Annotated in this window: 13 protein-coding genes; 9 read left to right on the top strand and 4 right to left on the bottom strand. The window is 33.1% G+C overall.

Annotated features, from left to right (window positions below):
• Window positions 1–24: 24 nt before the first annotated feature.
• From HQN62_RS07500 to guaA, 3 genes are all read right to left on the bottom strand, one after another.
• Entirely contained in the window at window positions 25–1,983 is a 1,959-nt protein-coding gene (locus HQN62_RS07500; protein WP_254454496.1) for a PBP1 and LysM peptidoglycan-binding domain-containing protein, read from the bottom strand.
• A 63-nt stretch (window positions 1,984–2,046) separates the two neighbouring features.
• Complete coding sequence (locus HQN62_RS07495) at window positions 2,047–3,948, bottom strand: LysM peptidoglycan-binding domain-containing protein (protein ID WP_173503885.1); 1,902 nt, start codon at window positions 3,946–3,948, stop codon at window positions 2,047–2,049.
• Between the two features lie 61 nt (window positions 3,949–4,009).
• Window positions 4,010–5,539: a glutamine-hydrolyzing GMP synthase gene (guaA, locus tag HQN62_RS07490; protein WP_116795763.1), complete on the bottom strand. Its 1,530-nt coding sequence runs from the start codon at window positions 5,537–5,539 to the stop codon at window positions 4,010–4,012.
• A 204-nt stretch (window positions 5,540–5,743) separates the two neighbouring features.
• Here guaA and HQN62_RS07485 point away from each other — a divergent pair, with 204 nt between their 5' ends.
• Window positions 5,744–6,886: a DUF3179 domain-containing (seleno)protein gene (locus HQN62_RS07485; protein ID WP_173503884.1), complete on the top strand. Its 1,143-nt coding sequence runs from the start codon at window positions 5,744–5,746 to the stop codon at window positions 6,884–6,886.
• A gap of 118 nt (window positions 6,887–7,004) precedes the next feature.
• Complete coding sequence (locus tag HQN62_RS07480; RefSeq protein WP_116795765.1) at window positions 7,005–7,532, top strand: hypothetical protein; 528 nt, start codon at window positions 7,005–7,007, stop codon at window positions 7,530–7,532.
• Window positions 7,533–7,557: 25 nt separating this feature from the next.
• Here the strand turns inward: HQN62_RS07480 and HQN62_RS07475 are convergent, their stop codons facing one another.
• Window positions 7,558–8,223, bottom strand: coding sequence for a hypothetical protein (locus HQN62_RS07475; protein WP_116795766.1), 666 nt, complete (start codon window positions 8,221–8,223; stop codon window positions 7,558–7,560).
• Window positions 8,224–8,575: 352 nt separating this feature from the next.
• On the opposite strand from HQN62_RS07475, the gene HQN62_RS07470 reads away from it, so the two are divergent.
• From HQN62_RS07470 to bamJ, 7 genes are all read left to right on the top strand, one after another.
• Window positions 8,576–8,962, top strand: coding sequence for a RidA family protein (locus HQN62_RS07470; protein WP_116795767.1), 387 nt, complete (start codon window positions 8,576–8,578; stop codon window positions 8,960–8,962).
• Between the two features lie 65 nt (window positions 8,963–9,027).
• A complete protein-coding gene (locus tag HQN62_RS07465; RefSeq protein WP_173503883.1) occupies window positions 9,028–10,284 on the top strand; it encodes a voltage-gated chloride channel family protein in 1,257 nt (418 codons plus the stop codon).
• 77 nt (window positions 10,285–10,361) lie between these two features.
• Window positions 10,362–11,837, top strand: a complete 1,476-nt coding sequence (locus tag HQN62_RS07460) for a rhomboid family intramembrane serine protease (protein ID WP_173503882.1) — start codon at window positions 10,362–10,364, stop codon at window positions 11,835–11,837.
• Window positions 11,838–12,005: 168 nt separating this feature from the next.
• Window positions 12,006–13,010: a DHH family phosphoesterase gene (locus tag HQN62_RS07455; RefSeq protein ID WP_173503881.1), complete on the top strand. Its 1,005-nt coding sequence runs from the start codon at window positions 12,006–12,008 to the stop codon at window positions 13,008–13,010.
• A gap of 6 nt (window positions 13,011–13,016) precedes the next feature.
• On the top strand, window positions 13,017–13,664 hold the full coding sequence (gene gldI, locus HQN62_RS07450; RefSeq protein ID WP_116795771.1) for a gliding motility-associated peptidyl-prolyl isomerase GldI: 648 nt from the start codon (window positions 13,017–13,019) through the stop codon (window positions 13,662–13,664).
• A 99-nt stretch (window positions 13,665–13,763) separates the two neighbouring features.
• Window positions 13,764–14,888 (top strand): peptidylprolyl isomerase, encoded by a 1,125-nt coding sequence (locus HQN62_RS07445; RefSeq protein WP_116795772.1) that lies wholly within the window; start codon window positions 13,764–13,766, stop codon window positions 14,886–14,888.
• Between the two features lie 32 nt (window positions 14,889–14,920).
• Window positions 14,921–15,994, top strand: coding sequence for a BamJ family beta-barrel-assembly machinery protein (gene bamJ / locus HQN62_RS07440; RefSeq protein WP_173503880.1), 1,074 nt, complete (start codon window positions 14,921–14,923; stop codon window positions 15,992–15,994).
• Window positions 15,995–16,007: the final 13 nt, after the last annotated feature.

Genomic DNA, 16,007 nt, shown 5'->3' with positions numbered 1-16,007 from the left:
TTTCTTTTTTCTGCTATCTGAACACTACTTCGCTTCTTTAATAGTCAAATCGGTATCGTAATACAGGATATAAACTCCTTTATTAGCATATCCGCCCTCTTCATTTTTGTGATAATCAAACTTATTTTCAACTTGTTCGGTTATCATTGTTTCGGCTGTTTCCTGATAGGTTTTATCTTGTGACAAACGCATCATAGTATCAAAAGTAATATCAAAACCACGAATTGCGTAAGTACTTGGATTGACTTTGTTCTTCTTTCTGTAACTCTGCATGAATAGTTGAGCTTCAGGAGTATTATTTTCACGAGTTGCAGAAGGATACATCAAATGCAGTTTTGTCAAGTTCTCAAAACTTATTTCATCTGTATCCAAAGTCTCATTAGGTTCCAAAATAACCAATTGCACTTGATAATTAGCCATAACTCCAAGCATAGCATTCATCGTGTATTTAATCATTCCTGTATTACCTGTCTCCAAAATAACATAATTCATTTTGTCTCTTACCAATAATCTTTTAAAATTTTCCACATCCAAACCACCAGTTGCTGTCAATGGAGCTATTTTTATTTCTTTTTGATTTTCTAAAATGTATTTTCTGATAGTCTCTTTTTTCTTATCAATCACTGCTATTACATTCCCTTGTTTAGCAGTTAAAAAATCAAACATCGCTGACTTCATCACAGATGTTGATACAATTGACTGGTATAAATTCGGCATTGGATTACCAGCATCTTTTGACAATGGCGAAATAACCGGTACATTATTTTGAGTAAGTAAACTGGCTGTTCTTTCGACATTGCTTTGATAAAATGGCCCCACTACCGCATCAGCATTGGTAAGATTGTTATCACTAAAAACAGAACTAACGTTTGAAGTCGTTTTGGTTTCATTGGAATCAAAAATTTTTACATCCATAGAAATCCCCACTTGTTTAGCAGAATCTATCGCCATCAATGCACCCGAATAAAAATCCAAAGTCATATTCAGAAATTTATCATTGTTCAGTCGATTAACGGTTGAAGTGATAGTGTCTCCCCCATTTTTGGCAATATTAAAAGGAAACAGCAACACCAAAGTCTTTTTGTCCTGACTATTTTTTTTTGTCAAAACAACTTTTTGTTTGGCAGAATTTACCGCAATTTGATTTGATTTCGATGGTACTTTCAAAACCATTCCTTCTTGAACGCCTGCTGATAAAGCTGGATTCAATTCTATTAATTGTTGCTGTGTCAATCCGAATACTTTAGATAAGCTATAAAATGTTTCTTTTGGTTTGACTGTATAATCAATATAGTTTACTGGTTCAGGAACACTAACAGCAATATGCTTTTCACTTACAACTTTTGTTTCGGCAGGAACAACTTTGGCTGCTGTTTTACTTCCGTTTCCTTTTATCAACAACTCATACCCAATAGTTAAATTGGCTACAATCTCAGGATTTTTTCGTTCCAATTCTTCAATAGTAATGTCATATTGTTTGGCAATCGAATACTTGGTTTCTTTTGGCTGTACTGTATGATAAATTGCTACATTCTTTGCCACTACAGGAGTTTTTGAATTATTTTTTGAAGGAATATTCAAAACTTGACCTATCTGCAAACCATATTTCTCAAGATCTGGATTGGCTTTTTTCAAAGCTTCGTCGGTTACATCGTATTTGCTTTCAATTCCAAATAAAGTTTCCTTGGCAATCACTACATGCGTTTTTGGCTGTTGCGTTACCGTTTTTGTCGAAGTCAGGCTGCTTTTTCCATTATTTTTTGGAATCAGCAATATGCTATTAGGTTTCAGTCCGTTTTGTGCATCTGGATTGAGTTTGTAAATTTCGTAGGGAGTTGTTTTAAACTTTTGGGCTATTTGGGCAATCGTTTCTCCTTTACCAACAACATATTTCTCTACTTTTTCTTGCGAAAAACTTGAAGTAACAGAAAATAAAATAGTACAAAATACTACTGAAAAATAGTTCATATTAGCGTGGTTCATGTGTGTTTTTAATTCAGTAAAAATACTGTGTTTATGGCAAATATTCCTTCTATCGTTGTTAATTTATTCCTTAATTGTATTCTCGGAAATTATATTAGCAATAAACATTTTTTCAAAAAGCGGTTTTCCTTGTTTTTGAACAAACTCATATTGCGCCTCTTCTTTTGTAGCAAAGGTCTTAGAATAAACATAATACGAAAGTATATTAATATTATAGAAAAAATTAGCATCCAAAGAACCTGAATCGGTTAATTTTCGAATAAAAGCATCTCTTTCACTAGCTACATGAAAATTCCCCAACACAACATAATATCCAGATTTCAAATCCTTTACACCTTCAATTTTTTCAATTTTAATTGCTTTAACCTTAGCTGGTTGCTTAGCCAACTCTTTTTTAATTTGATCCAAAGTAAGCGATTTAGACACCACAGCTGTTTTAGCTTTAGTTTGAGATTCGTATGCTTTATTCTGATAACTTTGATTTTTTAATTTAGCCAAATTATCATCAAACAATCGAGCTTGTTTACTATAAAAAGCAGCCTTACTGATATGTAATTTCAATTCTGACTTACTCTCATTATTTAAGGAATCCAGTTTTGTTATCAACTTCATGTTATTCAAATCACGAGTTTTTTGCTCCATTTCCATGTTTTTCAAATCCACCGGAGTAAATTTCACAGTTTTCTGATCAACCTTTGTTTTACTGTTTTCTCTGATACTTTTCTTGTATTCTTGATTCTCTTCTACAACAATTCGCTCTGCTTTGTCCATCAAACCAGAATATACTTTTCTGTTCTCTGCCAATTGCTTTTTAAGCTGTTGTGACAATTCATTCGTCTTTTGGATATTCTCATTGGATATTTTTTGCAAACGAATGGATTCGTCAAGATCGACCAATTCTGTTTTTTTCAATTCATTCAAATCTTTACCCATTGTTTTCACTAATGAATCCAATTTGACCAAAAGAATTTCCTGAATATTTTTATTGGCCTCCAAAACCAATTTAAGTTTTTCGGCCGAACCTTCTTTGGTATTTTCAATCTCTTTTAGATTCACCAAAAGACCATTTACATTAATCACCTTTTGATTAATTTCTTCTTGTAATACTAGTTTTTCTTTAAGGCTATTAATTTCTTTGGCATTAGCCTTGGATTTTTCTACCACAACTTGTTTTTCTGCCAAAGCAAGCATCAATTCTTCATTTTCATTGGTTGGCTTCACTTCTTTTACATTGATAGCCAATTTATTTCCTTCAGTTAATCCGTTTACAATTTCAGGATTTTGAGATTCCAATTGTTCTACAGTTATTCCGAATTGTTTTGCTATAGAATACTTGGTTTCTTTGGCTTTTACCACATAAAAAACAGTTTCGGCATTGATAACTCTCACTCTACCATCAAGAGTTTTCTTTTTGTTTGGAATTTTAATTTCTTGCCCTACTTGCAATCCGTCTTTTAAAATAGCCGAATTCGCTTTATCTAAATCTTCAACAGATACATTATAAAGTCTGGCAATGCTGAATAATGACTCTTTAGGCTGAACCAAATGAGTATTTTTTGCAATAACTGTTTCTGTTTTCTGAGTATTTTCTTGTGGAATAACTAATTGTTGTCCTACTTGCAATCCATTAGCCAAAGCAACAGTATTTGCACTTTGAATGGCTTCGACTTTGATATTATATTTTGTCGCTAGCCCAAACAATGTTTCTTTTGGGGCAACAGTATGAGTAATTGTATTTTTGGATTGAGGAAGTAATTCTGGAACGTTAAGCATTTGGTTTTCTGCGATTCCGTTTTGGGCTTCTGGATTAAGTCTATAAATTTCAGAAGGAGTAGTGTTATAGTTTTGAGCGATTTGGGGGATTGTTTCGCCTTTTAAAACTGTGTGTTTTGCTACAGATTGCTGTCCAAAAGAGACATTAGAAACAAAACCGATAAATAATAAAACTCTTAAAAGTCCTTTCATAAATATAATTTTAAAAATTAAGTCGTTACAAATGTAACGACTTAATGTTAAAAAAATTATATTATTCCCACTCAATTGTTGCTGGTGGTTTTGAACTTATATCGTAAACTACACGATTCACTCCTTTTACTTTATTGATGATATCATTCGACACTTTCATCAAGAATTCATAAGGCAAATGTACCCAATCCGCAGTCATTCCGTCTGTTGATTCAACAGCTCTCAAGGCAACCACTTTTTCGTAAGTACGCTCATCGCCCATTACTCCAACGCTATTTACTGGCAATAAAATAGCTCCTGCCTGCCATACTTTATCATATAATCCCCAAGATTTCAATCCGTCAATAAAGACTTTATCTACATCTTGCAAGATTTGTACTTTCTCTAAAGTAATGTCTCCTAAAATACGAATAGACAATCCAGGTCCTGGAAAAGGGTGTCTTCCTAATAATTCTGGATCAATTCCTAAAGTTGCTCCTACTCTACGTACTTCATCTTTGAAAAGCATACGCAAAGGTTCAACAATTTTAAGTTTCATATAATCTGGTAAACCACCCACATTATGGTGTGATTTGATAGTTGCTGATGGTCCTTTTACCGAAACCGATTCGATAACGTCAGGATATATCGTTCCTTGGGCTAACCAAGTAACATCTTCGATAAGATGTGATTCTGCATCAAAAACTTCGATAAACGCATTTCCGATTGCTTTTCTTTTTAATTCTGGATCAGTAACTCCTGCTAAAGCATCATAAAAACGTTGGGAAGCATCTACTCCTTTTACGTTCAATCCCATTCCTTCGTATTGATCTAAAACACTTTGGAATTCATTTTTACGAAGCAATCCATTGTTTACAAAAATACAATACAGATTTTTCCCAATTGCTTTATTTAATAAAACCGCAGCTACAGTTGAATCTACACCTCCAGAAAGACCTAAAACAACTTTGTCGTTTCCGATTTTTTCTTTCATTTCGGCTACAATTTCTTCAACGAAAGCATTTGGAGTGAAATTTTGAGGAACCTCGGCAATTTTTACCAAGAAATTCTCTAACATTTTTGAACCGTCAGTAGAATGAAAAACCTCAGGATGGTATTGAATGGCATAAGTAGTTTCTCCTTCGATTTTGTAAGCGGCATATTCCACATCGTGGGTACTCGCCAACTTTACGCCATTTGCAGGCAATGCTTTAATACTGTCGCTATGGCTCATCCAAACCTGGCTGTTTTCAGAAACGCCGTCAAAGAAAGTTTCGCCTTCTTTAATATAGGATAAATTCGCTCTTCCGTATTCTCTGGTGTTTGAAGCAGCAACTTCTCCTCCACTAAAATGGGCTAAATATTGCGCTCCGTAACAAACGGCCAGCATAGGAAGCTTACCTCTAATTTGTGATAAATCTGGATGCGGTGCATCTTCTCCTCTAACAGAAAAAGGGCTTCCTCCAAGAATTACGGCTTTATAACTTGATAAATCATCTGGAAAATGATTGTAAGGAAAAATTTCGCAGAATATATTTAATTCGCGAACTCTACGCGCAATAAGCTGTGTATATTGCGATCCGAAATCTAAAATAAGTACGTTGTGTTGCATGCGCAAAAATACTTTATATATTCGGAATTGAAAAATTGTATTTTGAAAAATTTTTATTTTATTTTTATCGAATAACTTTTCTTTATTTTAAGCAAAAGAGTCAAATTAATTCAAGAAAAAGCAACAAAAAACAAAGAATATCCAATTTATAATCAATTATAAAAAACCAAAACCTACTATTAATTAGAACCAAATCTACACGCTATGGCAAAAAAAATCTATTATTTCGGTATACTCGGGTTATTGATATTTGAAATTGCAAATGTTTATTTTATAATGCCAATGCCTGGAAGTCAGGAAATGAACAGTATCGATTTGGCCTATTTTTTGTATTCTTGGAGATGGATTTTTAGATTGGTTTTTATACTAATGGTCCTTTTTGGCTTTAAAGCCGCTTTTCAAAAATCAAAAATTTTCTCTCTAATCTCTTTAGTTATCGCTATTGGGATTGGTTATTCTACAAATTATGTCATGGCAGCAGATTCTATGTTTCATCAAACCACTAACCTAAAAATGAGTGATGCCTCAAAAAGCAAAGTGGATACAAGCCGAATTGTTATTGGCATCACTTACAAAGGAGAGTCCAGAGCTTATCCCATACAATTTTTAGGATACCATCACCAGGTGTTTGACACAATTGCCCAACATCCGATACTTGTTACCTATTGTACTGTTTGCAGATCTGGCCGTGTTTTTGAACCAATAGTAAATGGTAAAAAAGAAACTTTTAGATTAGTAGGGATGGATCATTTTAATGCTATGTTTGAAGACAAAACGACCAAAAGTTGGTGGAGACAAGCTACTGGAGAAGCAATTGCAGGAGCATTAAAAGGACAATCTTTACCCGAATTACAAAGCAATCAAATGTCATTAAACAAATGGCTCGACTTAAACCCAAAAAGTTTAATCATGCAAGTTGACAAAAATTTCAAAACAGAGTATGACAGCTTGAGTAATTATGAATCCGGAAGAAGAAAAGGAAATCTAACAAGAAGAGATACACTTTCATGGAAAGACAAGTCATGGGTTGTTGGTATTACCATTGACAATCAAAGTAAAGCCTATGACTGGAATGACTTTGTAAAGAAAAGAATCGTTTATGATGTAATCAACAATAAACCAATCGTATTGGTTTTGGCCAATGACAAAAAAAGTTTCACGGTTTTACAAAGAAATAATAATGATCAAAAATTCACTCTTGAAGGAAATCTATTAAATGATGGACAAAACAGCTATACATTTCTTGGAAAATCAACAAACCCCTTAGTTAATGGACTTAAATCCATAAAAGCCTATCAAGAATACTGGCATAGTTGGAGAACTTTTCATCCATTGACACTGAAATAACATTCCTACATAATTCGATTCATATAATAATTAAATGGTAAAACCGTTAAATGATGAGATTGTATATCTAGTTAGATTACATTTGCACGAAACTCCAAATCATAAACTTTTACCTTAAATGAAAACAAAAAAAATTACAATTCTAGTTCTTTTAGCCTTAATGATAGTCTCATGCAATGAAGTAGACAAATTATTGACTTTTACTATTTCCGATCAAACTACATTTAAAATAAATAGTGGATTGCCTTTTAACTCTCCTTTTGAAGTGGCAACGCCAGATGTTACAACCAATTCTACTTCAGAATTTAAGAACAATAACACAAATGTGGATTTAGTAAAAGATGTAAAATTGGATGAATTAAAATTGAGTATCACAAGTCCTGCTGATAAAACATTTAGTTTTCTAAAATCTGTTCACATGTATATTTCTACAACTGCCGATGATGAAATCGAATTGGCTTTTCTGGATAATATCAGCTCAACCACAAATACTATCAATCTTACTTGTACTGCCCAAAAGTTAGACAAATATATTAAGGCTTCGAGTTACAAAATAAGAACATCGGTAATTACAAAAGAAACCTTGACCCAAGAGACAACAGTAAAAGCGGATATGAAATTTAAAGTTACTGCCGATCCTTTTTAATCTTTTTTTCTAAAAAAAATTAAAACTACTCCTTTACAAGAATAATAGTGGCTTTAAAACCTGTACCAAGATTCCATTCACTAGCCGAAACCAGATTTTTTTTATCATCATAAACTCTGAATTCGGCTGTATTGGGGCCAGAATCCCCTTGATTTAATGCTTCAAAATCTATTTTATTAAAACCTTTTTGCAAAGTAATTTCAAAACCTTTAAAATTACTATCCAAATACACTGAAGATTGAATGACCTCTCCATTCAAATACACCCTAATTAAATCGCCGTCTACATATTGGGCATCCCTATACATGACTTTGGCTGATTCAGAAGTCGTTTTATAAGTACCTAAACTTTGATTGCGACGGTACGCAACTCCTTCCTGACGGTCAGTTTTTTTGTTCAATCTATCTCTTACCTCATCCCCAGGATTAATGAACTCATTCTTTGGAATCATGGAAATCTCACTCTTAACTTTTAGTTTATAGTCCGAAACAGCATTCGGAGGCGACTGTACATTTGGGCTTTTATAAACATTGGGAGGAATAATAACAGAAGAATCAATTGGAGGTGTAGGCTTCTTTTCTTTTGGTTTTATATTAACTGGCGGAATCGCTTTGAACTTTGTACTCGACTCAAATTGAGCATACGTACAGGTCGAAAAACCTATCAGAAAAATAAATAAAATTTGTTTCATAGCATTAAAAAAGTAGGTTTTCTATCTAAAAACATTTTTTTCAAAAATAAAAAAACAGTGCTTATAAAATCACAAAACTAACATAATTTATTTCTCCTGACCTGTTAAGAAATTCTAAATTTAGAAAAAACAAAACTACACAATAAAATTATCTCCAATCACTGAACCGTTATCAGAAATTAAAACATCTCGCTTATTTTGTTATAAAAAATGAAAAACTACCTCAAGATAAGCTCACGCCGTAAAGTGATTGTTTTTTTAATTCTAATTTTTATAAATTGCGCCCTTTAAAGGAAAATCTTTAGATTTAGATACTTTTAAGCAGCAATTAACAAAACTAAAAAACCAAATAATGAAAAGAGAAAACATCTTAACTGGGTCACCATGGGAAGACAAAATGGGATATTGTCGTGCAGTCCGTATAGGAAACATCATTGAAGTATCCGGAACTGTTGCAATAGTTGACGGCGAAAAAGTAAAAGCCGATGATGCATATGCACAAACCTTAAATATCTTGGAAAGAGTCGAAAAAGTATTGGAAGATCTTAAAGTAGGAATGAAAGACGTGATCCGCACCCGAATTTTCACTACCGATGTTTCTACTTTTGAAGAAGTTGCAAAAGCACATGCAACTTTTTTCAAAGACATAAAACCCACTACCGGTTTTTATGGTATCAACCAATTGGTTGCTCCAGAATACTTGGTTGAAATAGAATTTACAGCAATTGCATCAGAATAGTTCAAAAAATAGTATGAATTGTAATACTTTAGCATAAAATTTATTTAAAAAAAGTAACGCAATCGATGAATTTTGAAAAAATAAAACAAATAATGCTTATCACACTCAAATGGACTTTCATTTGTTGTTTGATAGGCATTTTTTCTGGATCGGCATCTGCTTTTTTCTTGGTTTCATTAGAGTTTGTAACCCAAGTCCGAAATCATCACAATTGGATTATTTGTTTCCTGCCCTTTGGCGGTTTACTTATTGGCTATTGTTACTTTTACTTTGATTCCAAAATTGCAAAAGGCAACAACCTATTATTGGAAGAGTACAATAAACCCGAAAAAAAGATTCCGTTCCTTATGGCGCCGTTGGTTCTTTTGGGCACATTAATAACGCATCTATTTGGTGGTTCAGCAGGCAGGGAAGGAACTGCAGTGCAAATGGGTGGTGCCATTGCCGATTTATGCACCAATATTTTCAGACTAAATCATTCCGAAAGAAGAACCTTGATTATTCTGGGAATTAGCGCTGGCTTTGCTTCGGTTTTTGGAACACCGCTAGCTGGTGCGATATTCGCATTGGAAGTTATTTTTTTTCACAAAATTAATTTTAGAAGTATTGTCTGCTCTTTTCTGGTAGCCTATATTGCTTATTTCACCGTTGAATTCTGGGAAATAAAACACACTCATTATAGCATTCCTGCAGTTCCCGAAATGAATTTCACTGCTATATTTTGGATACTTATCGCCAGTATTTTGTTTGGATTAGCCGCTTTACTTTTTGCAAGAAGCACCCATTTTTGGGGAAAATTATTTTCCAAGAACATAAATTATCCACCATTAAGACCTTTCATAGGCGGAATTATTCTAGCCATATCAATTTATTTAATTGGCACCACAAAATATATTGGATTAGGAGTTCCTATGATTGTAGATGCTTTTTCCATTCATAATGCTCCTTATGATTTTCTTTTAAAAATCCTCTTTACTGGTTTTACCCTTGGAGCTGGATTTAAGGGAGGCGAAGTAACCCCACTCTTTTTTGTTGGGGCAACATTGGGAAGTGCTTTATCTGTAATTGTCCCATTACCGATAGCTTTATTGGCTGGAATGGGATTTGTGGCCGTGTTTTCGGGTGCAACCCATACTCCTATCGCTTGTACGGTTATGGGAATGGAACTTTTTGGTATAGAAAGTGGCGTTTTCATCGGAATTGCCTGTATCATTGCTTACTTTTTTTCCGGCTCTATCGGGATTTACAAATCTCAAATTGTTAGAGGTCCAAAATCTATTTTATATCAAAGCATTAGAAAAAAAGGATTGAAATACCTTTAGCCTAAAAAAAATGTTTTACACTTTATTTATGATTTTTTTTGTAGTATTGTTACTTTACAAACTTAATCATCAGAAAAATGGCTTTTGGATTCCCTTCTTCTTTTTTACACGGCCTACCATTAAACAATTTATCGAAAAATAAATTTATTTTCAAAGCTATTGAAATTTCCAAAAAACTAAATTGGCAATTAATTGAGATTAACAAAAAGGAAATAACATTTGAAACAGTTAATTCTCAAAACACTTGGAATGAGAAAATTCATATTACAATAGAAACCGAAGCTGCCTATTTTATCAGTTCTAGTAATGGCAACCAAATTTATGATAAAGGTCGAAATAAGAAGAATATTGAAGCATTTTTAGAATTATTTTATGAAGCAGATAGTCAAAATGAAAATTTAGAATTCTCTGAAAATTTGCTTTCTGAATACATTACTACTCTAAAAAACAACATTCTTAATCAAAATACAGAGGCCATAAAAACAAACCGCTTCTATTCATTCTTCTCTATTTTTATACCAACAAAAAATTATTTTATTACCCCAATCCTTATCAATTTAAACATCTTAATTTTTATTTTGATGGGCTTATTAGGAGTCAATATTTTCATTCCCGAGATTCAGGAAATCATTGATTGGGGTGGAAATTATGGCCCATTAACTACCGAAAATGAATGGTGGAGATTACTTTCTTCCTGTTTCATTCATTTTGGAATTATTCATCTTTTCATGAATTGTATCAGCTTAGCTTATATTGGCTTACTGCTTGAACCTTACATGGAAAAATGGCAACTACTGACTACTTATCTTTTTTGTGGAATACTTGCCAGTATTACAAGTTTATATTGGAACGATAATTTAGTTAGTGCTGGAGCATCTGGTGCCATTTTTGGACTGTGTGGAATTTTAATAATTTTTGTTCTTTTTAAAAAATTAGACGAAAAATTAAATTCTAATTTATTACTACCTCTTATTAGTTTAATTTCCATAAATCTACTCAGTGGTTACAAGGATGGGATAGATGGCGCAGCACATATTGGAGGATTTCTTTCTGGAATCTTATTTGGCATTATACTCGCACTCTTGGATGGACAAAGAAAAAAGGCAATAATTGCAATCTATTCCGTATCAATCCCACTTATTATAGCTTTGTCAATCATTTGTAGAAACTCCAAAATGTATATATATCAAACAATGGAATATGAAAACAGAATGCAAGATTTCGTTGATATGGAAAAAATGGCATTAGAAGCTTATGGCTCTAGTTCTTCAAAAGAACAAATGCTTTACATGATTAAAGATAGAGGCATTTATTATTGGGAAGAAAACATTAAATTAATAAAAGAGTTGGACAAGTTGTATCTTCCTGAAAAAATTCACATCAATAACAAAAATTTAATTGAATATTGTAAGTTACGGACAGAATTATACGAACTTGCGTATAACAAATTAAATGAAAACACAGATAAATACGATTCTAAAATAGGATATCTTAATAGTGAGATTACTAAGATTATGACAGTAATTAAAAACAATTCAACACAGGAATTCTAAGTTTGCTTTGAACCAAAAAAATAGTGATTCCATTTAAACTGATAACGAAATAAATTTTTCATTAAAGTCTTAGGCGCAAAAAAAAATCAGAATACCTATAGTCTATATTTCTTTATAATTTCTTAAAAGCTTTCAACTTTTAGTTTAAAAAATGTAATTTCGCAAACTATGAATATACAAGACATACAAGCGATACAGTTGTTATTATCAACTCCAAAAAAAATTGCCATAATTCCACATAGAGGTCCAGACGGAGACGCCATGGGTTCAACATTAGCATTATATCATTTTTTAATAAAAAACAATCACAATCCTACAGTGATTTCTCCAAATGATTTTCCCGATTTTCTAGCGTGGATGCCAGGCTCCGAAACGGTTAAAATATACGAAAAAGATAAAGAGTTTTGTACCAAAATACTAGAAGAAGCTGAACTTATTTTTACTTTGGATTTTAATGCACTCCACAGAGTGGGCGAAATGGAACAGGTTTTAGAAAAACTTACCGCTCCTTTTATCATGATTGACCATCATCAATGGCCAGACGATTATGCTACTTATACCTATTCGGATGTTGCATTTGGTTCTACTTGCGAAATGGTGTATAATTTCATTTCCTTTTTAGATAAAAAACAAGATATCGATAAAACAATTGCTACTTGCATTTATACAGGAATCCTAACTGATTCTGGCTCGTTCCGATTTCCAAAGACTACTGGAACAACTCATAGAATAATTGCCGAATTAATTGACCTAGGAGTCGAAAATAGTTTGATCCCAACCTTATTATTTGACAATAGTTCCTATAATCGTTTGCAACTATTGGGTCGTGCTTTACAAAACATGAAAGTGATGATGGATCATAAAACATCCTACACTTCATTGACACAAGAGGAATTAAACAGTTTTAATTATGTAAAAGGTGACACTGAAGGCATTGTTAATTATGGTTTAAGCATAAAAGGAATTGTTTTTACTGCTATTTTTATCGAAAATAAAGAAGAAGGAATCATCAAAATTTCTTTTCGCTCACAAGGTGATTTTGATGTAAATCAATTTGCCAGAGATCATTTTCAAGGTGGAGGACACAGCAATGCTGCCGGAGGAAAATCGGAAGTATCAATGGAGGAAACACTACACAAATTTGAAAGTTTAGTACAAAAATTAAAAATATAATAGCCCATGAACTATTTTAAAGTATTACTAATTACCTTTTTTGCTGCCGTTTTATTGACGAGTTGCAAACAGCATCAAGAAGCCAGAAGACCTGTTTCACAATCATCCGGAAGCTTCATGAAGCAATCTATAGCCCGAAACAAGAAAATGATCGCTGGAGAAGAAGACCAAATCGAAGCTGTAATAAAAAGTGATCCCACGAAAAAATACATAGCCTCCAAAAAAGGATATTGGTATTACTACGAAACCAGAAACCTGACCGATAGTCTTACTCCCAAAAAAGGAGATATTGCTTTTTTTGATTATGAAATAAAAGATTTGAAAGGCAATATTATTTATTCCGAAGCCGAATTAGAGCCTCAGATTTACAAAGTAGACAAACAGGAAATCATGATGGGATTGAGAGATGGAATAAAACTTATGCGAAAAACAGAAAAAGTACATTTCCTTTTTACTTCGCATATGGGTTATGGGTATCATGGTGACAATAATAAAATAGGTACCAATCAACCTTTACTTTGCACTGTTACCCTTCGCGACTTTATGCCTGAATCTAAATATAATGCGCAAATTCAACCTAATACCGTCGCAAAAGTTAGCCCTCCTATGCCTATAAAACCCAAATCAACCATAAAAGACACGTTAACAAATTAAAAAAAGCAGAATGAAATGAGCATAACCTTAAATAGGTTACCCATGCCAATAAAGACATGCGAATTCCATACTCCAATGAAAAAATAATATTATCTACATATGAAAAAAAATATTTTATTTGCACTACTCCTCATTACAACTTTAATTTCCTGTAACAAAGAACACAACAATTTACCTGATGGTTTATATGCCGAAATAGAAACCAATAAAGGAAGTATCCTATTGGAATTAGATTATAAAAAAGCTCCAGTAACAGTTGCTAACTTCATTACATTGGCTGAAGGCGAAAATGAATTTGTTGTCAATGATACTTTGAAAGGAAAACCATTTTACAACGGACTAAAATTTCATAGAGTTATCAAAGACTTCATGATACAAACTGGCGATCCACTTGGAACAGGATCTGGAGATACAGGATACAAATTTAAAGATGAATTTAGCGATTTGAAATTTGACAAAGGTGGAATTTTGGCAATGGCCAATAATGGACCTGGAACCAATAGCAGCCAATTTTTCATCACCCATTTAGAGACCCCTTGGTTAGACGGAAAGCACACTATTTTTGGACATGTAGTAGATTACAACCTTGAAGTGGTGAATAAAATAGAGCAAGATGATTTTATAAAAAGTGTAACTATCATCAGAAATGGTGAAGATGCCAAGAAATTTGATGCTAAAAAAACTTTTTACGATTATTTCAAAATAGAATCTGAAAGCCAAAAACAAAAAGTAGCCGCAGAAGCCGCTGCAAAAAAAGAATATGAAGCCAAATACAAAGCCGTTTGTGATCAAAAAGTAGCTTCTTTTACGGAATTAAAAAGTAAAGCCACCAAAACAGCAACTGGACTTCAGTATGTAATCACTAAAAAAAGTGGCGGCAAAAAGCCAGCTATGGGTTCAACTGTTTACATTCATTATGCAGGATTTTTGGAAAACGGTACTTTATTTGACACAAGTATTGAAGATGTATCCAAAACTTTTGGAAAATTTGATCCGGCAAGAGCAGCAGCCAATCAATACACTCCAATCCCATTTCAAGCAGGCAGAAAAGATGGTTTAATTCCTGGATTTATTGAAGGAATAGAAAAAATGTCCATCGGAGACAAAGCTGTTCTTTTTATTCCTTCACATCTTGCATATGGAGAAGCTGGTGCAGGTGACGTAATTCCACCAAATACCAATATCATTTTTGAGATTGAATTAATGGAAAAAATGCCTAATTAATTTTAAAATAGTTGACACTTAAATTTTATACAATGAAATCTAAAATCGCATTATTACTCTTTTTAGGGTTATTCAATTTACACGCACAAAACACAAAAAAACCTGTTGCTACAAAAAAACCAGGAACAACTGTAAAAGCGTCTTCTACTGTTACTCCAGAAGGCATTTATGCCACTATCGCAACGAACAAAGGAAATATTACAGTTGAATTATTTTACAAAAAAACGCCTATTACAGTAGCAAATTTTATAAGCTTGGCAGAAGGAAAAAATCCATTTGTAAAAGTTGAAAGACTAAAAGGAAAACCTTTTTTTGATGGTCTAAAATTTCACAGAGTAATCAAAGATTTCATGATTCAAGGTGGCGATCCTGACGGTAATGGTTCTGGCGGACCTGGCTATGCTTTCAAAGATGAATTTACCGATTCGAAATTTGACAAAGCAGGAATTCTTGCTATGGCAAATTCTGGTCCCGCTACCAATGGAAGTCAATTTTTTATTACTCACAAAGATACTCCTTGGCTGAATGGTAAACATACTATTTATGGTCAAGTAATACAAGGAATGGCAGTAGTAAATGCTATTGCGCAAGATGATGTGATCACAAAGATTACTATTTCTAGAAAAGGAGAAGCAGCCAAAAAATTTGATGCTGCAAAAGTATTCACTGACTATTACGGAAATAAAGCGGTTGAAGATAAATTAAAAGCTGAGAAAGAAGAAAGTGAAAGAGCTGCAGCAAATGCTATAGCTTTGAAAGAATTTGCTAATGGACAAACAACTGCAAGTGGTTTAAAATATATTGTTTTAAAAGAAGGTACGGGTGCAATGCCAACATTAACCAGTAATATCAAAGCGCATTACACAGGAAGTTTTGTCAATGGTACAGTTTTCGACAGCAGTGTTCAACGTGGTGAACCAATCGATTTTAATTTAAATCAGGTAATTAAAGGTTGGACAGAAGGACTTCAATTGATGAAGGAAGGTGCAAAATATAAATTTTATATACCTTATACTTTGGCTTATGGAGAACGAGGGTATCCTGGTGCTATTCCTCCAAAAAGCGATTTAATCTTTGAAGTAGAATTGATTAAAATAAATCAATAAATATTTAAACAAT

The organism is Flavobacterium sp. M31R6, assembly GCF_013284035.1.
Taxonomy (GTDB): Bacteria; Bacteroidota; Bacteroidia; order Flavobacteriales; family Flavobacteriaceae; genus Flavobacterium.
Note: the sequence above shows the minus strand (reverse complement) of the source record. Positions and strands in the feature narration are given on the sequence as shown.